Origin of the sequence: Pelomonas sp. Root1217 (genome assembly GCF_001425705.1) — a bacterium.
Taxonomy (GTDB): Bacteria; Pseudomonadota; Gammaproteobacteria; order Burkholderiales; family Burkholderiaceae_C; genus Pelomonas.
The window spans coordinates 34,700-57,001 of record NZ_LMDC01000030.1 but is presented as its reverse complement, the minus strand read 5'-3'; the positions used below and the strand labels follow the sequence as shown (position 1 = coordinate 57,001).

Annotated in this window: 21 protein-coding genes; 13 read left to right on the top strand and 8 right to left on the bottom strand. The window is 68.0% G+C overall.

Features of this window, described 5'->3' with window-relative positions:
• The first annotated feature begins 25 nt into the window (after window positions 1-25).
• On the top strand, window positions 26-715 hold the full coding sequence (locus tag ASC95_RS27175; RefSeq protein WP_057300835.1) for a glutathione S-transferase: 690 nt from the start codon (window positions 26-28) through the stop codon (window positions 713-715).
• A gap of 30 nt (window positions 716-745) precedes the next feature.
• Here ASC95_RS27175 and ASC95_RS27170 read toward each other — a convergent pair whose 3' ends face one another.
• From ASC95_RS27170 to ASC95_RS27145, 6 genes are all read right to left on the bottom strand, one after another.
• Window positions 746-2,215 carry a tryptophan halogenase family protein gene (locus tag ASC95_RS27170; protein ID WP_057300834.1) on the bottom strand — a complete coding sequence of 490 codons (1,470 nt, stop codon included), beginning with the start codon at window positions 2,213-2,215 and terminating at the stop codon, window positions 746-748.
• Window positions 2,216-2,320: 105 nt separating this feature from the next.
• Window positions 2,321-3,835 (bottom strand): ATP-binding protein, encoded by a 1,515-nt coding sequence (locus tag ASC95_RS27165; RefSeq protein WP_057300833.1) that lies wholly within the window; start codon window positions 3,833-3,835, stop codon window positions 2,321-2,323.
• Window positions 3,825-4,544, bottom strand: coding sequence for a response regulator (locus ASC95_RS27160; protein ID WP_057300832.1), 720 nt, complete (start codon window positions 4,542-4,544; stop codon window positions 3,825-3,827). The genes ASC95_RS27165 and ASC95_RS27160 overlap by 11 nt, the downstream gene beginning before the upstream one ends.
• Window positions 4,541-5,830 (bottom strand): ABC transporter substrate-binding protein, encoded by a 1,290-nt coding sequence (locus tag ASC95_RS27155; protein WP_057300831.1) that lies wholly within the window; start codon window positions 5,828-5,830, stop codon window positions 4,541-4,543. Before ASC95_RS27155 ends, ASC95_RS27160 begins: the two co-directional genes overlap by 4 nt.
• Before the next feature lie 149 nt (window positions 5,831-5,979).
• On the bottom strand, window positions 5,980-8,328 hold the full coding sequence (locus ASC95_RS27150; RefSeq protein ID WP_057300830.1) for an FtsX-like permease family protein: 2,349 nt from the start codon (window positions 8,326-8,328) through the stop codon (window positions 5,980-5,982).
• Window positions 8,321-9,022, bottom strand: a complete 702-nt coding sequence (locus tag ASC95_RS27145) for an ABC transporter ATP-binding protein (RefSeq protein ID WP_057300829.1) — start codon at window positions 9,020-9,022, stop codon at window positions 8,321-8,323. Before ASC95_RS27145 ends, ASC95_RS27150 begins: the two co-directional genes overlap by 8 nt.
• 132 nt (window positions 9,023-9,154) lie before the next feature.
• Here ASC95_RS27145 and ASC95_RS27140 point away from each other — a divergent pair, with 132 nt between their 5' ends.
• From ASC95_RS27140 to ASC95_RS27095, 10 genes are all read left to right on the top strand, one after another.
• A complete protein-coding gene (locus tag ASC95_RS27140) occupies window positions 9,155-9,742 on the top strand; it encodes a hypothetical protein (RefSeq protein WP_057300828.1) in 588 nt (195 codons plus the stop codon).
• A gap of 13 nt (window positions 9,743-9,755) precedes the next feature.
• The gene (locus ASC95_RS27135; protein ID WP_057300827.1) at window positions 9,756-10,772 is read left to right on the top strand and encodes a sensor histidine kinase; all 1,017 of its coding nucleotides are present in this window, start codon (window positions 9,756-9,758) and stop codon (window positions 10,770-10,772) included.
• Window positions 10,769-11,518 (top strand): LytTR family DNA-binding domain-containing protein, encoded by a 750-nt coding sequence (locus ASC95_RS27130; protein WP_057300826.1) that lies wholly within the window; start codon window positions 10,769-10,771, stop codon window positions 11,516-11,518. The genes ASC95_RS27135 and ASC95_RS27130 overlap by 4 nt, the downstream gene beginning before the upstream one ends.
• Window positions 11,519-11,749: 231 nt before the next feature.
• Window positions 11,750-13,000: an urea ABC transporter substrate-binding protein gene (urtA, locus tag ASC95_RS27125; RefSeq protein WP_057300825.1), complete on the top strand. Its 1,251-nt coding sequence runs from the start codon at window positions 11,750-11,752 to the stop codon at window positions 12,998-13,000.
• Between the two features lie 114 nt (window positions 13,001-13,114).
• Window positions 13,115-14,656: an urea ABC transporter permease subunit UrtB gene (gene urtB / locus ASC95_RS27120; RefSeq protein WP_057300824.1), complete on the top strand. Its 1,542-nt coding sequence runs from the start codon at window positions 13,115-13,117 to the stop codon at window positions 14,654-14,656.
• The gene (gene urtC / locus ASC95_RS27115) at window positions 14,653-15,699 is read left to right on the top strand and encodes an urea ABC transporter permease subunit UrtC (RefSeq protein WP_057300823.1); all 1,047 of its coding nucleotides are present in this window, start codon (window positions 14,653-14,655) and stop codon (window positions 15,697-15,699) included. Before urtB ends, urtC begins: the two co-directional genes overlap by 4 nt.
• On the top strand, window positions 15,696-16,529 hold the full coding sequence (gene urtD / locus ASC95_RS27110) for an urea ABC transporter ATP-binding protein UrtD (RefSeq protein WP_057300822.1): 834 nt from the start codon (window positions 15,696-15,698) through the stop codon (window positions 16,527-16,529). The genes urtC and urtD overlap by 4 nt, the downstream gene beginning before the upstream one ends.
• Before the next feature lies 1 nt (window position 16,530).
• Window positions 16,531-17,223, top strand: a complete 693-nt coding sequence (urtE, locus tag ASC95_RS27105; protein WP_057301091.1) for an urea ABC transporter ATP-binding subunit UrtE — start codon at window positions 16,531-16,533, stop codon at window positions 17,221-17,223.
• 774 nt (window positions 17,224-17,997) lie between these two features.
• Complete coding sequence (locus tag ASC95_RS27100) at window positions 17,998-18,225, top strand: addiction module protein (protein ID WP_057301090.1); 228 nt, start codon at window positions 17,998-18,000, stop codon at window positions 18,223-18,225.
• A complete protein-coding gene (locus ASC95_RS27095; protein ID WP_057300821.1) occupies window positions 18,222-18,515 on the top strand; it encodes a type II toxin-antitoxin system RelE/ParE family toxin in 294 nt (97 codons plus the stop codon). The genes ASC95_RS27100 and ASC95_RS27095 overlap by 4 nt, the downstream gene beginning before the upstream one ends.
• 9 nt (window positions 18,516-18,524) lie before the next feature.
• On the opposite strand, the gene egtD is transcribed toward ASC95_RS27095, so the two are convergent.
• Together egtD and egtB are read right to left on the bottom strand one after the other, a co-directional pair.
• Window positions 18,525-19,499: an L-histidine N(alpha)-methyltransferase gene (gene egtD / locus ASC95_RS27090; protein WP_200960217.1), complete on the bottom strand. Its 975-nt coding sequence runs from the start codon at window positions 19,497-19,499 to the stop codon at window positions 18,525-18,527.
• The gene (egtB, locus tag ASC95_RS27085; protein ID WP_057300820.1) at window positions 19,496-20,638 is read right to left on the bottom strand and encodes an ergothioneine biosynthesis protein EgtB; all 1,143 of its coding nucleotides are present in this window, start codon (window positions 20,636-20,638) and stop codon (window positions 19,496-19,498) included. The genes egtD and egtB overlap by 4 nt, the downstream gene beginning before the upstream one ends.
• A gap of 160 nt (window positions 20,639-20,798) precedes the next feature.
• On the opposite strand from egtB, the gene ASC95_RS27080 reads away from it, so the two are divergent.
• Window positions 20,799-21,818, top strand: coding sequence for a TRAP transporter substrate-binding protein (locus tag ASC95_RS27080; protein WP_057300819.1), 1,020 nt, complete (start codon window positions 20,799-20,801; stop codon window positions 21,816-21,818).
• The gene (locus ASC95_RS27075) at window positions 21,815-22,279 is read left to right on the top strand and encodes a TRAP transporter small permease (protein WP_057300818.1); all 465 of its coding nucleotides are present in this window, start codon (window positions 21,815-21,817) and stop codon (window positions 22,277-22,279) included. Before ASC95_RS27080 ends, ASC95_RS27075 begins: the two co-directional genes overlap by 4 nt.
• The last annotated feature ends 23 nt before the right edge of the window (window positions 22,280-22,302 follow it).

Here is a 22,302-nt window from a genome sequence, read left to right as displayed (position 1 = left end):
TGGCGCCGCCACACTTCAGCTACCCATGCACGCATCGACCCTGACACCGCCCGCACCCCTCACCACCCCCGGTCCGCTGTTGCCGCGGCTCTACACCTTTCGCCGCTGCCCCTATGCCATGCGCGCACGGATGGCGCTGCTGCACGCCGGGCGGGCCTTCGAGGCGGTGGAGGTCAGCTTGCGCGACAAGCCCGCAAGCTTGCTGGCCCTGTCGCCCAAGTCGACGGTGCCAGTGCTGCAGTTGCCCGAAGGCAGCGTGATCGAGGAGAGCTGGGACATCATGGGCTGGGCACTGGCCGCGCCCGATCCGCAGGGCTGGTGGGCGCGGGCGCAGTCGCCTGCGAACCTTGACCTGTTAAACCGGAACGACGGCGCCTTCAAGCATCACCTGGACCGCTGGAAGTACCCCCAGCGCTACGTGAGCGAGACCCTCACGCCAGACGCACACCGCGACAGGGCGCTGGATGTGCTGCTGCGACCGCTGGAGGCACGGCTGCACAGCGCGCCCTGCCTGGGCGGCGCCACGCCATGCGCCACCGACTTGGCGATCATGCCCTTCGTCCGCCAGTTCGCTTCGGTGGAGGCGGGGTGGTTTGCAACGCTGGACTTGCCATCGGTGCGGGCCTGGCTGAACGGCTGGCTCGTCAGCCCGCTGTTCGTTGCGTGCATGTACAAGCTGCCTACGGAAGGTGCGATTCGCTTTCCGCCGCTCTGAAGCTTGCTTGGCTGCCGATCGAAGCTTGGTTTACTCGCCCGCCAGGTAGCGACGGTGTGAGCGGAACTCTCGAACCATGCGGGCCAGGCTTTGTCTTGCGACCGCGGCAGTGACGGCCTGGGGTGTCGCGCGCAGCTCCGCAGGGAAGCGGCCCATGCCCGCAAACAGGCAGTACCAGGAGGGGCGCAGATACATCAGCCCGGCGCCATGGCGCTCCAGCTCCACCTCGAAGTCGCCGCCGCGGTCCCAGATGTCGAGCAGGCTGGCGAGCCGGGCAGAGATGTTCCTGTTTGCCCGGTTGGTGCGCCAGTAGTCGGTGTCGCGGCGCGTGTTGAGCTGGTAGTGGGCGACGACGTAATCACGCACGCCCTCGAACATCTCGCTGACGCGGTGGTTGAAGGTGTCTTGATGGTGGCGCTCGAAGTCGCCACTTTCCAGCGCGGCGATGAACTGCTCCACGCTGAGCTGGATCAGCATCAGCGCCGTCGCTTCCAGCGGTTCGATGAAGCCTTGCGACAGGCCGATGGCGACACAGTTCTGCCGCCAGTGCCGCTTCACGCAGCCGACGCGCATGCGCAGGCGTCGCGCGCTGGCGCCCTCAGCCGCGGCGCCGAGGTGCTCACGCAGCTCACGCTCGGCCTCGTCATCGCTGACGAAGTCCGAGCTGTAGACATAGCCATTGCCATAACGCGTCGTCAGCGGGATCTGCCAGGCCCAGCCGTGGCGCAGGGCGGTCGAGACGGTTTCGCAGGGAATGTCTTCGCCATCGACCAGCGGCGTCGGGATGGCGATGGCGCGGTCATTGAAGAGGTTGTCGCGGTAGGTGTGAAACGGCTCGCCCAGCGTCTCGGTGATCAGCAGGCCCTTGAAGCCGCTGCAGTCCACGAAGAGGTCGGCGTCGATTCGGGCGCCGCTCCTCAGGTGAAGCGCGGCGATGTCGCCGTTCTCGTGCTGCTCCACCCGCGCCACCGTGTCGACGACGTGTCTCACGCCGAGGCCCACGGCGTGGCTGCGCAGGAAGGCGCCGAGCTTGCCGGCGTCGAAGTGATAGGCGTAGTCCGTACCGACGGGCGCGCGCCGCTGCCTCGCCAGCTCGGCGGCGAGAAAGAAGTCCTGCGGGTTCGCATCCGCCGCCTGGCCGCGCCGGCGCAGGCAGGCGTTGGTGAAGAACTGGTTGCCCAGTTGACGGTCTGCTTCGCAGAAGAAGGGGTGGACGTAGCTCTCGTAGCCCGCCACGCTGCTCCAGCCGGGGAAGCGGATGCTGCTCTTGAATGTCGCGTCGCAGGCCGGCATCCAGTCGCGCTCTTCGATGCCGAGGGTGCGGAAGAAGTGGCGCAGGAAAGGGGTCGAGCCCTCGCCAACGCCGATGGTGGCGATGTCGGCCGACTCGATCAGCGTGACCTCGACGTTGAGCGTGGCCCAGCGGTGGCGCAGCAGGTTGGCCGTCATCCAGCCGGCCGTGCCGCCGCCGACGATGGCGATGTGTTTTGGGGATGTCATGTCAGCTGCAGAAATGCAACCACGGAGGCACGGAGGCACAGAGAAATTCGTTCTCTGTACGGCCTCTGTGTCTCCGTGCCTCTGTGGTTGCCTTTGAGCTTCACTTCAGCCTGCGGGTAGAGCCACGCGCACTTCGAAGCCGCCCTCGGGGTGGTTCTGGAAGCGCACCGTGCCGCCATGGTCCGCGACGATCTCGCGCACGATGGACAGGCCCAGGCCCAGCCCCTCCTTGCGCATCGCGGCGCCATGCTCCAGCCGTGTGTAGGGCTGGCCCAGCCGCGCCAGTGCGCTCTCGGGCACGCCGGGGCCGTGGTCGCGCACGGTCACGAGCACGAGGCCGTCCTCGTGGCTGCCCACGCTGACCTCCACCGGCTGCTGCTGGCTCTCGCCGTAGAACATCGCGTTGTCCAGCAGGTTGCCGATGGCCCGCTTGAGGGCCAGCGGTTTGCCGAACACGGTCAGCGCCTCGTTCTGCAGCTCGATCTTGTGGCCGCCCATGCGTGCGTCGCGCACCATCTTCTGTAGCACGAGGTCGATGCGCAGTGGCGCACGGTTCTCGTGAATGTCGGTGTCCTTCACGATCTGCAGCGCGGTCTTCACCATCATGTCCAGCTCGTCCAGGTCCTCATGGAACTCGTCCTGCACGGCGGTGTCGTCCAGCAGCTCGCTGCGCAGCCGCAGCCGCGTGATCGGCGTGCGCAGGTCGTGCGAGATGGACGCGAACAGGCGCTCACGGTCGCCGATGTAGCGGCGGATGCGCTCCTGCATGTCATTGAAAGCCTCGATGGCCTGGCGCACCTCCTGCGTGCCGCTGACCGGCAGCGGCTTGGGCGCCACGCGCCGGCCTACGCGCGCGGCCGCCTGGCTCAAGCCCGCCAGCGGCCGCGTGATGGCGCGCACGGCGACGAGCGTCAGCAGCACTGCCAGGCCGAGCGCCAGCAGCTGCGGCGTCAGGCGCTGCCAGGTGAAGAACTCCAGTTGCTCCAGGAAGTAGGGATCGGGCAGGGTGCTGCTCAGGTAGAGCCACTGGCCCGGCTCGGTCTCGGCCTGGATGACGAGGAAAGGCGCCGGCCGTTCGGCGGCGATCAGCGAGGGCTCGACCCAGCTCTCGGGCAGGTCGCTGAGCAGGGCGCCGCCGGGCGACACGGCCAGGCCGATCGGCGAGGCCAGCACCGCGCGCACCGGCGTGCCCTTGGGCAATTGGGCGCTCAGCTCCTGCATCACCTGCTGCTCCAGCATGCGCGCCATGGGCTGGCCAGGCAGCGGTGTCACCGTTACCGCGGCGTTGTTGAAGAACACCAGAAAGCGCGTGCCGCCCATGGTGCGCAGCTGCTCGATGAGCAAGGGGCGATAGGCCGCTGGCAGCTCGCGCAGGGCGCGCACCGCGCCCATGGCCCCGCTTGCCACGTGATGGGCGGCCAGCTCCGTCTGCCGCCGCACGCGTTGCTCGACCTGGCTGTACCAGACGAGGTTGACCGCCAGCTGCACCAGGGCCAGGCCGCCGAGCATGGCCAGCACGAAGCGGCCCTGCAGGCTGTCGAAGAGGAAGCTGCCGAAACGCTGGGGCCAGCTGCGCAAGCGCGCTGGCGGGCCAACGTCTTCGGCCACTTCAGAGAGCATGCCGCGGCGTCACCGTGGTCGAGAACACATAGCCCGAGCCGCGCACGGTCTTGATCAGCGCCGGCTGCTTGCCGTCGTCCTGCAGGCGCTGGCGCAGGCGGCTGACCTGCACGTCCAGCGAGCGGTCCAGCGGCCCCAGGTCGCGGCCACGCGTGACCTCCGCCAGGCGGCTGCGGTCCAGCACCTCGCCGGGGTGTTCCACCAGCAGCTTGAGCAGCTGGAAGTCCATGCCCGACAGCGCCGTGGCCGTGCCGTCGGGGTCGATGAGGCTGCGCTCCAGCAGGTCCAGCGTGAAGCCGTTGAAGGCGTAGTAGCGCGGCTCCTTGGCCTTCTCCTGACCGGTGCGGCGCGTGATGGCCTTGATGCGCGCCAGCAGCTCGCGCGGGTTGAAGGGCTTGCCGAGGTAGTCGTCGGCACCCAGCTCCAGGCCGACGATGCGGTCGGTTTCATCGGCGCTCGCGGTCAGCATGATGACGGGCACCTCGGAGCGGCGGCGCACCGACTGGCACAGCGTGAAGCCTTCGGTGTCGGGCAGCATCACGTCGAGGATGCACAAGCTGATCTCGTCGCGGTGGCGTTCGAACTCGGCCATGAAGCTGGCGCCGTCGTGGGCGAGCAGCACCTCGTACTGGTTCTTCTCGAGATAGGTCTTGAGCAGGCTGCGGATTTTCTGGTCGTCGTCGACGATCAATATCTTGCGCGGGGTCATGGGACAGCTTTCTTGGGAGCGAGGGCGCGCAGCAGGCCTTGCAGCTTGCGCTGGGCGGCGGCCGGCGTCTGGCTCGGATCCAGCGCAAAGCGGTGGACGGTTTCGATGATGGCGTTCTTGCCGACCTCGCCAAAGGCCATGCGGTGCACGAGGCTGGGCACGCGCGGCGTGCTGGGGTTGGCGAAGAGGTGGAAGGACGCCTGCGCGCAGGGGTCCAGCTCGTCCACCGGCACGTCGCGGCGCACGGGGATGGAACCCTTGATGCGGTTGTAGCCCAGCTGCAGCGTGGCGCTGCCCAGCAGCTCGGCCATCTTTTCCTGGTCGGCCTGGCTGCCGCCGTTGCCGGCCAGCATGGCCAGGGTGTCGATGCTGTAGAGATGGGCCTGGGCGGTGCCGGGCACCGCCTTGCAGCTGAAGTCCCGCTCGCCCTCCAGTCCCATCGCGCCCAGTTCGCCACGGGCCCAGTCGCCCATGATCATCATGGCGGCGCGCTCGTTGGCAAAGTCGGCGACGACGTCGGTCCAGGGGCGCTCGCCGGGGGCTACACCGTTGACCGGCAGGGCCAGGTTGCGCCAGTTCCGCAGGCGCTTGAGCGCGCGCTCCAGCGCCGGGTCGTCGAAGGCGCTGAGGTCGCGCTGCTCCAGCATGCGCCGGTACAGCGCCGGGCCGGCCTCGCTGAGCAGCATGGCCTCGAAGATGGTGGCCACCTGCCAGGGCTCGTCGCTGAAGGCCACCGGCGTGATGCCGGCCGCGCGCAACTTGACGGCGGCGCGCTCCAGGCCGTCCCAGTCGCTGGGCGGCTCGATGCCTTGGCGCTTGAGCAGCGCCTTGTTCAGGTAGAGGTTGTTGATGCGCTGGATGCCCAGCGGCGCCGCGACGATGTGGCCGCGTACGGTGACCTGGGCCATGACCTGCGGGAACATGACCTTGGCCCAGTTGCGCTTCGCGGCGACGCCGTCGAGTTCGAGCAGCAGGCCCATGTCGGCCCACTCGTTCATGGAGGCGCCGTTGAGCTGGGCCACCTTGGGCGCCATGCGGCGCAGGATGCGTTCGTTCAGCACCTTGATGGCCGGGCCGCCGCCGCCGCCGGCCACGGCGCCGTCCACCCATTTGAGGCCGTTCTCGGCCATGCGCGCGGCGACGTGGTTGGCGGCGGCGCGCTCGCTGGCGGACGTCCACCAGTGCAGCACGTTCAGCTCACCGGTGCCCTCTGAAGGCGGGGCGGCCACCGTCGGCCCGGCCGCCATGGCCGCGCAACTCCAGGGCAACACCGCCAACGTCAGCATGCGGCGCATCTTGCGGGCCGCCCGACAGCGCCAACCTTGCGTTGTGTACGACTTCTGTAATGTTGTGTGACTCAAGGAGATCGCCACCTGCCGGGAGGCCGCGATTGTCTTGAGAAGTGCTTCAAATGGCGATTGGGGCTTACCGTGACTCAGGCGTAGGCAAGGGCTTGGGCGGCCGGAATTCGCAGCGCACGCCGCGCGGGAAGCGCGCAGGCGATCAGTGAGATCAGGGCCATCAATCCGAGCCAACCGAACGCCGTGGCGGCACTCGGCACCAGCCGCCAGGGCACGCTGAACATGATGCGGCCGAAGGCCACTTCCAGCAGGGCGCTGATGGGCAGGGCCAGGGGCAGCGAGGCCAGCCAGGCCAGCACGACCAGCGTCAGCCCTTCGACCTGAACCATAGCCAGGATGGCGCCGTCGCGCGCACCGATGGCACGCAGCACACCGATCTCGCGCCGGCGCTCCAGCACCGCCAGGCCCATCGTCGAGGCCAGGCCCATCGCGCCGACGGCAATCATCACCAGGCCCATGGCGCCGAGGAAGTCCACGACCATCAGCAGATGGTCCTCGACGACGCGGCGGTTGTCGGCCTGGGACTGGCTCGCGGCGATGCCGATGCCGGCTTCGGTGAGAGCCCCACGCAGTTGTTGCACGGCATCGAGCAGGGCGATCGGCGAGTCCGGTCGCTCCAGCTTCAGGACCAGGCTGGTCGCCAGCTCGTTGCTGGCCAGTGCGTCCAGCGCGGCGCGTGAGGTGTAGGCCAGGGCTTGTGGGCCGGCATCGACGAGGCCGACGACGGTCCAGTCGCGCTCGGCGATGCGGTGGCGGCTGCCGACTGCCAACCCGGGCTGCTGCCGCTGCAACAAGCGGCTGACGACGAGTTCCTGCGCCGCACCGTCGCCCAGCCAGCGGCCTTCGATCAGCCGCGGTGCCAGCAGCCGGCCGGTGGACGGCACGCCGAGCAGCGTCAGCGGTTCGGCACCAAGGCTGGTGCGCAGCCCGCGCCAGGCCTCGGCTGCGGTGACGCCGGGCACATCAAGGGCGATGGCTTCGAGCTTTGAGGCGGATGTGGCGACGGCCACGCGGACTTGCAGCTGATACCGCTGCGCGCTGAACAAGTCGTCCACCGAACCGCGCACGGCGCTGCGCAGATTGGCCGCACCCAGGTACACCGCGCCGCCGGTGGCCAGCGCCAGGACGGTCAGCACCATGCGTTGGCGGCGGCGAAAGGCATTGCCCATGGACAGCAGCAGCGGCCGCGCCCAGCCACCGAGCAGCGGCACGAGGCGCGCAGCCAGCGCGCCGCGCTGCAGGCCCAGTGCCTGGCCTTCGCGGGTGATGCCGATGTCGCGCAGCGCCTCGCCCACCGGCCGGCGCAGGGCCGCGCGGACGGGCAGCGCGGCCGCGGCCAGCGGCAGTGCCAGACCCACCGTGAGCTGCAGCACGACGCCCCAGGCCGGCGTGGCGATGCCGTCGAGCGGGAAGTTCAGCAGCTCGGCCTTGAGCCCGCCGTAGATGCGGCCCAGCCACAGCGCTGTCGGCAGCGCGATGGCAGAGGCCAGCAGGCCGAGCGCGCCGGCCTGCGCCAGCACCATCGCGCCGATCTGCCGGGGCGAGCCGCCGAGCACCTTCATGACGGCGATCTCGCGCGTCTGCCCGGCCAGCATGGCGCTGACGAGGTTGACGACGAGGAAGCCGCAGGCCAGCAAGGCCAGCAGGCCGAAGGCGCCCTGAGTCATCAGCAGCGAGTCCATCTGCGCGGCGTGGATGTGTTGGCCGGGCTCGGGTACGTCGACGCTCTTGACGACGTAGCCGCCGGCGGTCAGCGCGGCTTTCAAGGTATCGACGACGCCGCGGACGTCGGCTCGCGTGGCGTGCTCGTCGCGCATGCGGACCTGCAGCTCGTTGAAGCCGGCCGTCGCACCCAGCCGCGTCAGCGTGGCCTCCGTGCCGTAGAGGTAGACCAGGTTCTCCATCCAGCCCGGTGCCTGGCTGACGTCGCGCACCAGGCCGCTGATGTCGACGGATTGCGTCTCGCCGCCGGCCAGCCGCAGCGACACCGGTTCGCCGACGCTGGCGCCAGAGAAGTCCAGCGACGAGCGCTCCATCCACAGGCCGCCATCGGTTGGCGGCGCATCGAGCTGCAGCCGGCCGATGTTCTCGCGACGGAAGTCATCCAGCGAGACGACGACGGCATTGCGCGAGCGGCCGTTGGCCTGCACGGCAGCCATCACGCTGCGCCGCAGCCGCGCGGCGGCGATGCCGGGCTGCGCCTGCGCCATGGCCAGCGCCCGTGCGTCGGCGCGGTCCAGCGCCAGCGTGGCCGACACCGGCCGACTGGCGCGGTAGCCGTCGTCGGTCGCACGCTCGACCAGGGTCCAGGCGTTCAGGATGGTGCCGGCGGCGGTCAGGCCGAGGGCGACGGCGAGCACGACGAGCAGGCTGCGCGCGCGGTGCTGCCAGAGGTCGCGCCAGCTCTTCAGCGCCTTAAGCATGGCGGCGATCCTCGACGAGGCGACCGTCGCGCAGGCGGAGGCTGCGCCGCACCTGGCCCAGTGCCGCTGCCTCGTGCGTCACCATGACGATGGTGACGCCCTGTTCGCGGGCCAGCTCGGCCAGCAGGGTCAGCAGGGCCTCGGCGTTGGCGGAGTCGAGGTTGCCCGTCGGCTCGTCGGCCAGGATCAGCGCCGGCGCATTCGCCAGCGCGCGGGCGAGGGCCACGCGCTGCTGCTGGCCGCCGGACAGGGCCGATGGGAACTTGTCCGCCTGGTCGGCCACGCCGAGTCTTTCAAGCAGCGCACGCGCTCGCTCGGGCCGCTCGGCCGCCGGCCACTGGTCGCAGAAGTCCATCGGCAGCATGACGTTCTCCAGCGCCGTCAGCGTGGGCAGCAGCTGGAAGAACTGGAAGACGACGCCGACGGCCTTGCCACGCCAGCGCGACAGGGCGCGCTCGGACAGCGCGCGCAGGTCCTGGCCGGCGATGCGCAGCTCGCCGCTGCCGGCGCGGTCGATGCCGGCGAGCAGGTTGAGCAGCGTCGACTTGCCACTGCCCGACGGGCCGACCACGGCGACGAACTCGCCGGCGTGGATGTCGAGATCGAGGGCGTCGAGCGCCTGGAAGTCGCCGCCCGCAACCGGGTAGCTCTTGCCGACGCCGCGCAGGCGGATGAGGGAGGTGTTGGGGTCCATGGCGGCCAATGTAGGAAGCCGGCGGCCGTCTGGCGCACCGTTGGACGGCACCGTTGTGCCACTCGGCGATTTGGCCCTCGCCAGGCGGCCCGCGCGTCGCGATGCTGGCGCCATTCCTCAACTGGAGACGCCATGAAAGCCCTTGTCCTGTCCCTCGCGCTGACCTTCGCTGGCATCGCCCACGCCCAGCACGGTGGCGCCGCACCCGGCGGGGCGGCCGCCGTGCCGGCCGAGGCCGCGCAGTTCGACTTCCTCATCGGCCAGTGGGAGTTGGAGGTGGCGCCCAAGGTCAGCGGCCTGGCCGCGATGATCCACGGCGCGCCCAAGCTGGTGGGCAGCTGGAAGGCCTGGAAGTCCTTCGACGGCTATGGCGTGGATGACGAGCTGCGCATCGTCGACGCCTCCGGCAACCCGATGTCGCTGAATCACAGCCTGCGCGTCTTCGACGCCAAGGCCAGGCGCTGGCTGGTCAGCGGCCTGGACGTCTACCGCGCGCGCTTCGGCAGCAGCAACGGCCAGTGGCAGGGCGGTGAAATGATGCTGGAGGGCAGCGGCCAGAACGCCGAAGGCAAGCCGGTGCTGACGCGCACGCGCTTCACCGAGATCACGCCCGACCGCTTCAAGATGCGCCAGGACCGCTCGCTGGACAATGGCGCCAACTGGGAGGAGGGGACGCTGACCATCGTCGCCAAGCGCGTGTCGCGCAAGGCAACTCGATAGTCGCGGAGCGGGAATGGGCAGAGCCTGGATCTGGGTGCAATGGCTGATCGGCTGGTTGCCGGTGGCCGCGCTGTTTGCGGTGCTGATGATGACCGTGCATGGCGCCGGCATTCACGAGGCACTGCACTACTCGCTGCGGTTGATGGCGACGGCGGCGGTGCTCGGCCTTGTCGTGCACCGGGTGACCGGGCGCCTGCCCTGGCCGCATCCGATGCGCCTGGCTTTCCTGGCCAAGCATGCCGTCGGCGCCGCCCTGTACGCCGTGGCGTGGGTGACGGCCAACAGCCTCGTCGAGAGCCTGACGGTCGGCCGTATCGTGCTGGTGGTGGGCCCCGGCATCGCGGCCTACCTCGTCACCGGCGTCTGGTTCTACGTGATGATCGCCGGCGTCGCCTATGCCCAGCGAGCCGCCGCCCGCAATGCGCAGCTCGAAGCCCTGCAGGCGCGCAGCCAGCTGGCAGCGCTGCGCGCCCAGCTGCATCCGCACTTCCTGTTCAACGCGCTGCACACCGTGGTGCAGCTGATCCCCCTCGACCCCGAGCGCGCGACGCGGGCGGCCGAGCAGCTGGCGGCCCTGCTGCGGGCGAGCTTCGACAATCCGCGCGAGTTCGTCACGCTGCGCGAGGAGTGGGCCGTCGTGCAGCTCTACCTGGACATCGAGGCCATCCGCTTTGGCGAGCGCCTGCGTGTCGTCACCGAGTTCGAGGACGCGGCGCTGAACGAGCTGCTGCCCAGCTTCGCGCTGCAGACGCTGGTGGAGAACGCGGTGCGCCACGGTGCCGCGCCGCGGGTGGAGGCGACGACGGTGCGGGTCACGGCAAGCGTCGAAGGCGAGACCTTGCTCATCGCCGCGGTTGATGACGGCATGGGCGCCGAGCCCGCCGCATTGGAATCGGGCGGCACCGGCCTGCGCCGGCTGCGCGAGCGACTGGGCTGGCTCTACGGTGCCAGCGCTTCGCTGACGGTGCAGACGGCGCCTGGCCGGGGCCTGCGCGCCGAACTGCGCCTGCCGGTGAAGGACGAAGCATGACGGCCGCTGTCACCGCCCTGATCGCCGACGACGAGCCCGTCGCCCGTGCCGGCCTGCGCCATCTGCTACGCGGCCTGCCCTGGCTGCATTGCGTGGGCGAAGCGGCCGATGGCCCGGCGGCGCTGGCGGAGATCCAGCGGCTGAAGCCCGAGCTGGTCTTCCTGGACATCCAGATGCCAGGGCTGCTGGGCACCGTGGTGCTGCGCCGTCTGGCCGAGTCCGGCACGCCGCCGCTCGTCATCTTCACGACGGCCCACGCCGAGCATGCGATCACGGCCTTCGAGCTGGGCGCGCTGGACTATCTGCTCAAGCCCTTCGGCGCCGAGCGCCTGAACGCGACCTTGGAGCGCGTGCGGGCAGCCCTTGGCGAGCCCGTGCCGCCGGCGCTGGAACGCCTGGCCGAGTTGCTGGAGCGGGGGCCGCTGACGCGGCTGTTCGTGCGCAGCGGCGCGGCCATCGTGCCGGTGGCCGTCAGCGACGTCAGCCATTTCGAGGCGGTGGGCGACTACGTGGCCGTGCACACCGGCGGTGCCGAGCACCTGCTGCATTTGGCCCTGGCGCGGCTGGAGGAGAGGCTGGACGCGCAGCGCTGGGTGCGCATCCACCGCGGCTGCATCGTCAACCTGGACGCGGTGGCGCGTTTCCGGCGCCTGGCCAACGGCCAGCTCAGCGCCGAACTGAAGGATGGCCGGGCACTGATGGTCAGCCGCAGCCGGTCCCAGGTCTTGCGGGGCCTGGCAGGCTAGGGTCTACCCGCAAGCCACAAATCGGGGCATGGCCGGCCCGTTTCCGTGCAATTGGCCAATGCTGCAGTACACCAACGGTGCGAGCCGCACCGTGACAGGGCTGTCATGGGCCGTAAACGTGCGGCCCGATGGTCCATCGCAGGGTGTGACGAAGTGCACGAAGCTGGCACGGGGCTTGCGCTCATGCCCTCCGGCTACCCGACCTCTCACATCCAACCCGGAGGAATCCCGATGCTTCGCCGTTCCGCTCTTGCACTGGCCACCGCTGCCACCCTGCTCCCCCACGCCGCCTTTGCTGCCGACACCATCAAGGTCGGCGTGCTGCATTCGCTGTCCGGCACCATGGCCATTTCCGAAACCGTGTTGAAGGACACGGTGCTGATGGCCATCGACGAGATCAACGCCAAGGGCGGCCTGCTCGGCAAGAAGCTGGAGCCGGTGGTGGTTGACCCGGCCTCCAACTGGCCGCTGTTCGCCGAGAAGGCCAAGCAGCTCATCTCGCAGGACAAGGTCGCCGTCGTGTTCGGCTGCTGGACCTCGGTGAGCCGCAAGTCGGTGCTGCCGGTCTTCGAGCAGACCAACTCGCTGCTGTTCTATCCCGTGCAGTACGAGGGCGAGGAACTGAGCAAGAACGTGTTCTACACGGGTGCCGCGCCCAACCAGCAGGCCATCCCCGCTGTCGAATACCTGATGAGCAAGGACGGCGGCGGTGCCAAGCGCTTCGTGCTGCTGGGTACCGACTACGTCTACCCCCGCACCACCAACAAGATCCTCCGCGCCTTCCTGCACAGCAAGGGCATCAAGGACGAGGACATCATGGAGGACTACACCCCCTTCGGCCACGCGGACTATCAAAGCATCATTGCCAAGATCAAGAAGTTCTCCGCCGAAGGCAAGAAGACGGCCGTGGTGTCCACCATCAACGGCGACTCCAATGTGCCCTTCTACAAGGAACTGGGCAACCAGGGCCTGAAGGCGACCGACGTGCCGGTGGTGGCCTTCTCGGTGGGTGAGGAAGAGCTGCGCGGCGTGGACACCAAGCCGCTGCAGGGCCACCTGGCCGCATGGAACTACTTCATGTCCATCAAGGCGCCCGCCAACGACGCCTTCATCAAGAAGTGGAGCGACTACGCCAAGGCCAAGGGCATTGCCGGACACAAGGACAAGCCGCTGACCAACGACCCGATGGAAGCCACCTACATCGGCATCAACATGTGGGCTCAGGCCGTCAAGAAGGCCGGCAGCACCGACACCGACAAGGTCATCGCGGCAATGGCCGGCCAGACCTTCACGGCGCCGTCGGGCATCACGTCCAAGATGGACGAGAAGAACCACCACCTGCACAAGTCGGTCTTCATCGGCGAAGTGAAGGGTGACGGCCAGTTCAACGTGGTGTGGAAGACGCCCGGCCCGGTCAAGGCCCAGCCGTGGAGCCCGTACATCCCTGAGAACAAGGGCAAGAAGGACGAGCCGACGAAGTAAGCCGCAGCGAAGCTGCGGCGCGCCGTCCGACCGGCCAGGCCGGGTTGGGCGGCGCCCCGCTGGGGAGGCGCGCGTGCTGTCGCACCGCGCTGGTTTTGACTCGGCTGGGCCTTCATGATCAAGCGACTTCTTTTGGGTTGGCTGCTGGCGCTGTGTGGCCTTCAAGCCTGGGCTGCGTTGCCACCCGAGCTGCTCACGCGCATTGCGGCGGGTGAAGGCGACGAACGCGTCGCCGCTCTGAACGAGGCCGTGGCCCAGGCCGACCCTGCGCTGGCGGACTATCTGCATGCCTTGCTCGACGGCCGGGTGCGGCTGCGCGAGGGCAAAGCGGTCGTGGCCGCCGAAGGCGCCGCGCCGCCCGACGGCGACGAGCCGATGCTGAACAACCGCCTGCGCCGCGAGATCGACTCGGCGTTGGCTGGGCTGGCCCTGCTCTCCAAGGACCGGGATACGCGAGCCAAGGCGCTGGCGACGCTGCGTGAAGACGCCAGCGCGGCCAAGCTGCCGCTGTACGAGCGTGCGCTGGCGGCCGAGACCGACGCGGACCTGCGCAGCCAACTGGGCGCGCTGGTGGCGGGTGCCAAGCTGTCGTCCACCGACGCCGCCCAGCGCCTTGCGGCCGCCACCGAGCTGGCGGGCAGCGCAGACCCGGCGACGCGCGCACTGCTGCTCGAACGCGCCGGCACCGAAACAGACGCCGCCGCCAAGGCCGCGATGAAGCGCGCCATCGACGCCATCGGCGACCGCCTGGCCTGGGGCGAGCGCGCGCAGCTGCTGTTCTCGGGCCTCAGCCTGGGCTCTGTGCTGCTGCTGGTGGCGCTGGGCCTGGCGATCACCTACGGCCTGATGGGCGTCATCAACATGGCGCACGGCGAGCTGCTGATGGTTGGCGCCTACGCCACCTACTGCGTGCAGCAAGGCTTTCGCGCCTGGCTGCCCGCGGCCTTCGACTACTACCTGTGGCTGGCGCTGCCGGCCAGCTTCATCGTCGCGGCCCTGGTCGGCGCGGCGATGGAACGCACCGTGATCCGCTGGCTCTACGGCCGGCCGCTGGAGACGCTGCTGGCCACCTGGGGCATCTCACTCGTGCTGATGCAGGCCGTTCGCACGCTGTTCGGCGCGCAGAACGTGGCGGTCGAGAACCCCACCTGGCTGTCCGGCGGCTGGGCGCTGCTGCCCAATCTGACGCTGCCCTACAACCGCCTTGCCATCCTGGGTTTCGCCGCGTTGGTGCTCGTCGGGATGGGCCTGCTGCTCGCCAAGACGCGCCTGGGCCTGATGGTGCGTGGCGTCACTCAGAACCGCCGCATGGCGGCCTGCGTGGGCGTCAACACGGCCAAGGTCGACACACTGGCGTTCGCGCTTGGCTCGGGCATCGCGGGCCTGGCCGGCTGCGCACTGAGCCAGATCGGCAACGTCGGCCCGGACCTCGGCCAGAGCTACATCGTCGACGCCTTCATGGTGGTGGTGCTCGGCGGCGTGGGCCAGCTCGCCGGCACCGTCTACGCGGGCCTGGGCCTGGGCGTGCTGTCCAAGCTGCTGGAGGGCTGGCAGGGCGCGGTGCTCGCCAAGATCGCGCTGCTGATGCTGCTCGTGCTCGTCATCCAGAAAAAGCCGCAAGGCCTGTTCGCACTGAAGGGCAGGTCGGTCGAATGAAGAAGCCCCTCCTCATCACCGTGGCGGTCCTGATGCTGCTAGTGCCGCTGCTGCACCTGGCCTTCCCGCCTGGCCACGCGCTGCACCTCAGCGAGTTCTACGTCGGGCTGCTCGGCAAGTTCCTGTGCTTTGCCATCTGCGCGCTGGCGCTGGACCTGATCTGGGGTTTCGGCGGCATCCTGTCGCTGGGCCACGGCCTGTTCTTTGCGCTGGGCGGCTACGGCATGGGCATGTATCTGATGCGCCAGATCGGCCGCGAAGGCCAGTACCAGTCGGACCTGCCAGACTTCATGGTCTTCCTGAACTGGAAGGCGTTGCCCTGGCACTGGATGCTCAGCGATTCGCTGGTCGGGCAGATCTTCCTGGCCTTGGCGGTGCCCGGCCTGCTGGCGGCGGTGTTCGGCTACTTCGCATTCCGCTCGCGCATCCAGGGCGTGTATTTCTCCATCATCACGCAGGCGCTGACGGTGGCCGCCATGCTGCTGTTCTTCCGCAACGAGACGGGCTTTGGCGGCAACAACGGCTTCACCGACTTCAAGCGCATCGCCGGCATGCCGCTGAACACGCCGGGCATGAAGGTCGGCCTGTGCGTGGCAAGCGGCGTCGCGCTGATCGTCTGCTATCTCGTCGCCCGCGCACTGACGCAAAGCCGCTGGGGCCGCATCCTGCAGGCCATCCGCGACGCCGAAGGGCGTGTGCGCTTCCTCGGCTATGACCCGGTGGCTTTCAAGCTCAGCGCCTATGTCATCTCGGCGGTGATGTGCGCGCTCGCCGGCATGCTTTATGTGCCCCAGGTCGGCATCATCAACCCCGGCGAGATGAGCCCGGCAGCCAGCATCGAGATGGCCATCTGGGCGGCCGTCGGCGGGCGTGGCACGCTGATCGGGCCGGTGCTAGGCGCCTTCTTCGTCAATGGGACGAAATCGGTCTTCACGGCCTGGTGGCCGGAGGGCTGGCTCTATATCCTCGGCGGGCTTTTCATCGCGGTGACGCTGTTCCTGCCGCAAGGCCTGATGGGCCTGGCGCGGAGGTTCAAGAAATGACACCAGAACTTCTTGAGGCGGGCGCTGAAGCACGCTCCCGTGCCATTACCCGCTTCGCAACGTCCGGCGAGCCTGTTTTCAACCAAGGTGTTGCGCTCTACGTCGAAGACCTCAAGGTCGCCTTCGACGGATTCCAGGCGCTGGGCGGCCTGAGCTTCACCGTCGGTGTCGGCGAGTTGCGTTGCGTCATCGGCCCCAACGGCGCCGGCAAGACGACGACCATGGATTGCCTCACCGGCAAGACGCGGCCGGACAGCGGTCGCATCTTCTTCGGCAGCAATCTCAACCTGCGCCTGATGAGCGAGCAGCAGATCGCCCGCGCCGGCATCGGCCGCAAGTTCCAGAAGCCCACGGTGTTCGAGGCGCTGACCGTCGCGGAAAACCTGGAGTTGGCTCTTGCCGGTGATCGCCGCGCGCGCTTTGCAATGCGCGCCAAGCTGAATGGCGAACAGCGTGATCGCCTGGATGAGCTGTTGAAGACGGTTCATCTCGCCGACGAGCGTGAACGTGTCGCCGGCCTGCTGAGCCACGGCCAGAAGCAGTGGCTGGAGATCGGCATGCTGCTGGCGCAAGACCCCAAGCTGCTGCTGCTCGACGAGCCTGTCGCCGGCATGACCGACGAGGAGACCGAGCGCACCGCCGAGCTCTTCCTAAGCCTGGAGGGCAAGCACTCGCTGGTCGTTGTCGAGCACGACATGAACTTCGTCGCGGCGCTGGCGGGTGCGCATCGCACGGTGACGGTCCTGCACGAAGGCAAGACGCTGGCCGAAGGCACCATGGCCGCCGTGCAGTCCGACGAGAAAGTGATCGAGGTGTACCTTGGCAGATGACATCCTCAACGTCCAAGAATTGCACAAGCACTACGGCGGCTCTCACATCCTGCGTGGTCTCAGCTTCGACCTGAAGCCCGGCGAGATCACTGTCGTGCTGGGCCGCAACGGCGTCGGCAAGACGACGCTGTTGAAGAGCCTGATGGGCGTCGTGCCCGTCACGTCCGGCAGCATCACGCTGGCCGGCGAGCCCATCAACAAGCTCAAGACCCACCAGCGCGTGCGCGCCGGCCTCGGCTACGTGCCGCAGGGCCGCGAGATCTTCGGCCGCCTGTCGGTCATGGAGAACCTGCAGATGGGCCTCTCCAGCCAGCCCGCCGGCACGCCGTTGCCCAAGGAGCTGTTCGAGCTGTTCCCCGTGCTAGACAAGATGCGCTCACGCCGCGGCGGCGACCTGTCCGGCGGCCAGCAGCAGCAGCTCGCCATCGCGCGGGCGCTCGCGCCGGGGCCGAAGGTGCTGCTGCTGGACGAACCGACCGAAGGCATCCAGCCCAACGTCATCCAGGACATCGGCCGCGTCATCAAGCACCTGGCCCACGACAAGGGCCTGTCGGTGGTCCTCGTCGAGCAGTTCTATGACTTTGCTGAGGAGCTGGCCGACCAGTACCTGTTGATGCAGCGTGGCGAGATCGTCATGCGCGGGCGGGGCAAGGACATGGCGGCGGATGGGGTGCGGGAGCGGCTGGCGATTTGAGATCGCTGCCAATCGATTCCGTGTTCTGACGCGGCAGAACGCTGTGTCGCCGGGCTCCAGTAGGTTGGGGTGAACGCAGTGATCCCCAACGTTGGCCGCGTCATGCATCGTTGAGGTTCGCGGCGCTCACGCCAACCTACCGAGCTTACATTCGCCTATCGCCGCGGCGGCCGACGCACGGGTGGGAAACCCTGCCCAACCGCGACTGATCGACCCGGCATATCTAACAGCGAGTCAAGCGAATGCGCCTTTCTCCTCGAACCGCGAGGCTAATTCGCCAGTCTGGACACACCGAGCAGCAGCTTCGCGACCTGTGCAATTTGGCAATGGCCAATGACCCGAGTGCCATGAGGGCAGTCCACGCGCTGGTCTCCGATATGCCGGATATTCGGCAAGTCCTTGCAGGCTTCGGCCGTTCGGTGTCGAAGAGCAGAACGACCGCAGGTGGCGCGGGGCGAATGAAGACGGCGAAGACTAAGGGCAACTGGCAATTACTGACCAGCAAGGCAATAGGTCGCGTAAGCATCGTATCCGGCGGGCTGCCCAGTCTGGGCAAGCGGAAGTGAAGATCCATAACCACTTTAGCGAGTGGAAATCTACCGACGTGGCCCGGCGTCGCGTTGCGCTTCATCCTCGCTGCGAGCGCGGTAGGTCGGGGTGAACGCAGTGAACCGCATCGCCGACCGCCTCATGCTTCGTTCGGGTTCGCAGTGCCCGAACGGAGTTGTGGCAAGCTACCCGAACTGCCCAAGCTTCGGGCCCCAGGGGATGCTCATGACGACCGCTCTCGAAACCCTTCAAGCAGAAGTACTGCGACTATCGCCAGCCGATCGCGCGAAGTTGCTGGATCGATTGATCGCCAGCCTGGACGTGGACGCTGGCGTTGAGGCTGCTTGGGACAAGCTGGCCGACGAACGCGAGCAAGAGCTTGAAGTCGGCACCGCCAACGCCGTGCCCGTCGATGTGGCCGTCGCCAGACTGCAAGCCCGCTTTCCCGGATGAAGGTCACACTGCATCCGGCCGCAGAGCAAGACGTCCACGAAGCCGCCGCCTTCTACGAGCGTGAGGGCTCGCCCATCGTGGCAGCCCGTTTCGTTGCGGAGTTCAAACGGCTTGCTGCCCTGCTCCTTGAGCATCCCGACATCGGCTCGCCACGCTCAAATGGCCAACGCGGTTTCGCCATGAGCGTCTTTCCATACACTGTCGTCTATCGCGTGATCGCGGACGAGGTGAGGATCCTCGTCGTCAAGCACGACAGCAAGCGCCCGGGCTTTGGTGGGCGACGCGCGTAGCAGGTCGGCCTATTCGCCGCTCTCCGCTTCCAGCCACAGCACCGCAAACCATGCGTTCTCATCCGTCCAAACCTTGCCCGGCTTGAACCCCGCCCGCGTGGCCAGTGCCTGGAAGCCCTCGACCGTGTACTTGTGTGAGTTTTCCGTGTGCAGCGTTTCGCCCTCGTGGAAGCTGTAGACCTCGCCGCCCAGCTGCAGCTCCAGCGGCCGGGTGGCGCGCAGATGCATCTCGATGCGACGGTAGGCCGGGTTGTAGAACGCCAGGTGCTCGAAGCCGTCCGGTGGAAACTCGGCGCCCAGTTCCTGCCGGGCGCGGTGCAGCAGGTTCATGTTGAAGGCCGCCGTCACGCCGGCCGCATCGTTGTAGGCCGCATGCAGCGTGCCGTGGTCCTTCACAAGGTCGATGCCGATAAGCAGCCCGCCGCCCGTCAGCTCGGCCGCAGCCAGGCGCAGGAAGGCGTCGGCCTCGCTCGGCGTGAAGTTGCCGATGCTGGAGCCGGGAAAGAAGCCCACGCGGCGGCTGCCGGCCGGGCAAGGCGGCAGCGTGTGCTGGCGCGTGAAGTCGGCCACCAGCGGCTGGATGGCCAAGCCGGGGTAGTCGCCAGCCAGGCCATCACACGCCGCCAGCAGATGCGGGCCCGAGATGTCCACCGGCACGAACTGCACGCTGTCTCGCGGCATGGCGTCCAGCAGCAGCCGCACCTTGCGCAGTGCACCGGCGCCGTACTCGACGAGCTGCACCTGGCCGCCCATCTGCGCGGCCATGTCGTGCGCATGCGTCTGCAGCAGCGACAGTTCGGTGCGCGTCGGGTAGTACTCCGGCAGGTCGCAGATCTGCTCGAACAGCTTGGAGCCGGTCTCGTCGTAGAAGTACTTGGGCGAGATCGCCTTGGGCGTGCGGGCGAGCGCCGCATGCAGGTCGGCGGCGAACTGCTCGTTGTCTGCCGAGGCGCGGGGCTGGCGCCATTCGATTCCTGGTTTCATCTTGCGAGCCTCACTCCACTGAACTGCCAACGCGCGGCCGGCGGGAAAAAATTGCGGTAACTCGGTCGTGCGTGGCCCAGCGGCGTTGCGAGGCTGCCGCCTCTCAGCACCTGCTGCCCCACCATGAACTTGCCGTTGTATTCACCAACCGCACCCGCTGCAGGCTTGAAGCCGGGGTAGGGCGCATAGCTGGAGCGTGTCCATTGCCAGGCCTGATCGGCGGCCAGCGCGAAGCCGGGCAATCCGCATGCCGCCTCCCATTCGAACTCGGTCGGCAGCCGCGCGCCGGCCCATTCGGCAAAGGCGCAAGCCTCGTAAAAGCTGAGCTGCATGACAGGCGCGTCGGCGTCCAGCGGCTGCACGCCGTGCAGGCCGAAGACGCTGCCGTCCTCCAGCCAGTAGGCCGGCCGCTGCCAGCCTTGTGCCTGTGCCGCGGCCCAGCCGTCGGACAGCCAAAGCAGCGGCTCGCGGTAGCCGCCCGCATCGATGAAGTCTGCGTACTCGCCGCAGGTGACGAGGCGGTTGCTGATCTCGAAAGGCGCAAGCAGGACCTGGTGGCGCGGGCCTTCGTTGTCGAAGGCAAAGCCATCGGCGCCATGACCGATGTCGACAATGCCGCCCTCGTGCTTCAGCCAGACTTGCTGCGGTGCAGTCGCTTTCTGGGGCGTTGACGCGTCATACGCGGGCAGCAGCGGGTTGCAGGAGAAGGCGTGCAGGATGTCGGTGAGCAGCAATTCCTGATGCTGCTGCTCGTGCTGGCAGCCCAGCTCGATCAACGATTGGGCGTCGGCCGAAGCATGCGGCAGCAGGTCAGCCAGCGCGGCGTCGACGTGGGCGCGGTAGGCCTTGACTTCGTTCAGCGAAGGTCGGCTCAGCAAGCCTCGTTGCGGCCGTGCATGACGCGGGCCGAGGCTTTCATAGTAGGAATTGAAGAGGCGCGGCCAGCGCTCGTCGAAGACTTCGTAGTCGGGCAGATACGGCGCCAGCACCAACGTCTCGAAGAACCAGGTCGTGTGCGCCAGATGCCATTTGGCGGGGCTGGCATCGGGCATGGACTGCAGCTGCGCGTCCTCGTCCGACAAGGGCGCCGCCAGGGCCAGCGATTGGGCGCGGATGGCGCGGAGAAGGTCGGTCAACATGGGGTGGAACCCTAGCGCAAGCTGCTGCCAACGGTATGTCAGTGCAGGGCCTTTGGCTGTAGGACGAGGCCGGTGGGCCTACTTTCGGCCTAGGGTGGGTGCGGGGGTCTTGGCGTTTTCACTTCCCCTAGGATGAAGGCACACAACAAGGAGACCGGGCATGAAAGCAATCGTCTTCATCGCCGGCCTGCTGGCCGCGACCGCGGCGCAGGCCAACGAGCCGATCACGCTCAAGGTGCATCACTTCTGGCCGCCCGGTGCGATGCCGCCGACACAGATCCTTGCGCCCTGGTGCGACAAGATCGCGGCGGACTCCGGCAACCGCCTGAAATGCCAGGTCTACCCGGCCATGCAGCTGGGTGGCACGCCGGCCCAGTTGATCGACCAGGTCAAGGACGGCGTCGTCGACGTCGCCTTCACGCTGCCGGGCTACACAGCCGGGCGCTTTCCCATCATGGAGGTGTTCGAGCTGCCCTTCATGACGAACTCCGCCGAGGCGGCGTCGCGCGCAGCCTGGGACTTCTATGGCAAGTACGCCGTCAAGGAGTTTGCTGCCGTCAAGCCGCTGATGTTCGCGACGCATGATGAGGGTTACCTTCACACGCGTGACAGGCAGATCAAGACGTTGGCCGACTTCAAGGGGCTGAAGCTGCGCGCGCCCACGCGCCAGACCAACAAGCTGCTGAGCAGCCTGGGTGCGTCGCCCGTCGGCATGCCGCTGCCGGCCGTGGCTGATGCTGTCAGCAAGGGCACCATCGACGGCTTTGCGCTGCCCTGGGAGGTCATCCCGTCGGTCAAGCTGCACGAGATGGTCAAGTTCCACACCGAGACCGACCCGAGCCGGCCGGCGTTGTACAGCGCGGTATTCGTGCTCGCCATGAATCCGGCGCGTTATGACAGCCTGCCGGCCGACCTCAAGGCCGTCATCGACAGGAACTCCGGCGCCGCACTTTCGCAGGCTGCCGGCCGCACCTGGGACGCCAGCCAGGCGCCCGGCCGCAAGCCCGCCGTAGACCGCGGCAACGTCTTCTATACGGTGCCGGCCGCCGAGGTGGACAACTGGATTAAGGCCAGCCACCCGCTTTACGACGACTGGGCCGCCGACATGGACAAGCGCGGCCTGCCCGGCAAGCAGATGCTGAGCGAAGCCCAGGCGCTGCTGGCCAAGTACAAGAAGTGAAATGGCTTGAGAAGCTGGCGGGAGTATTTGCGCTGCTGGGCGGCGTCTGCGCGCTGCTCGTCGCCGGCATGACGCTGTGGAGCGTGATCGGGCGCAACCTGCTTGCCAGCCCCGTGCGCGGTGATGTGGAGCTGAGCCAGATCGGCATCGCGCTGGCGATCGCGCTGTGCCTGCCCTGGTGCCAGCTGCGGCGCGGCAACATCATCGTGGACTTCTTTACCCAGGTCGCGCCCGAGCGCGTCAATGGCGTGCTGGACCGCTTCGGCGCGCTGCTGCTGGCCGTCATGCTGGGGTTGCTGGCCTGGCGCACCGGCATGGGAGCGGCGGCGGTGGACGAGGCCGGTGAGCAGACCATGATCCTGGGCCTGCCTATGTGGTGGGCCTACGCCATCCTGGCGCCGGGGTTGGCGTTGACGGCGGTCATCGCCGTCGCGCAAGCCGTCAGGCGAGGGGATGCTTGATGGGTTGCTGTTTGTTGTTGGTG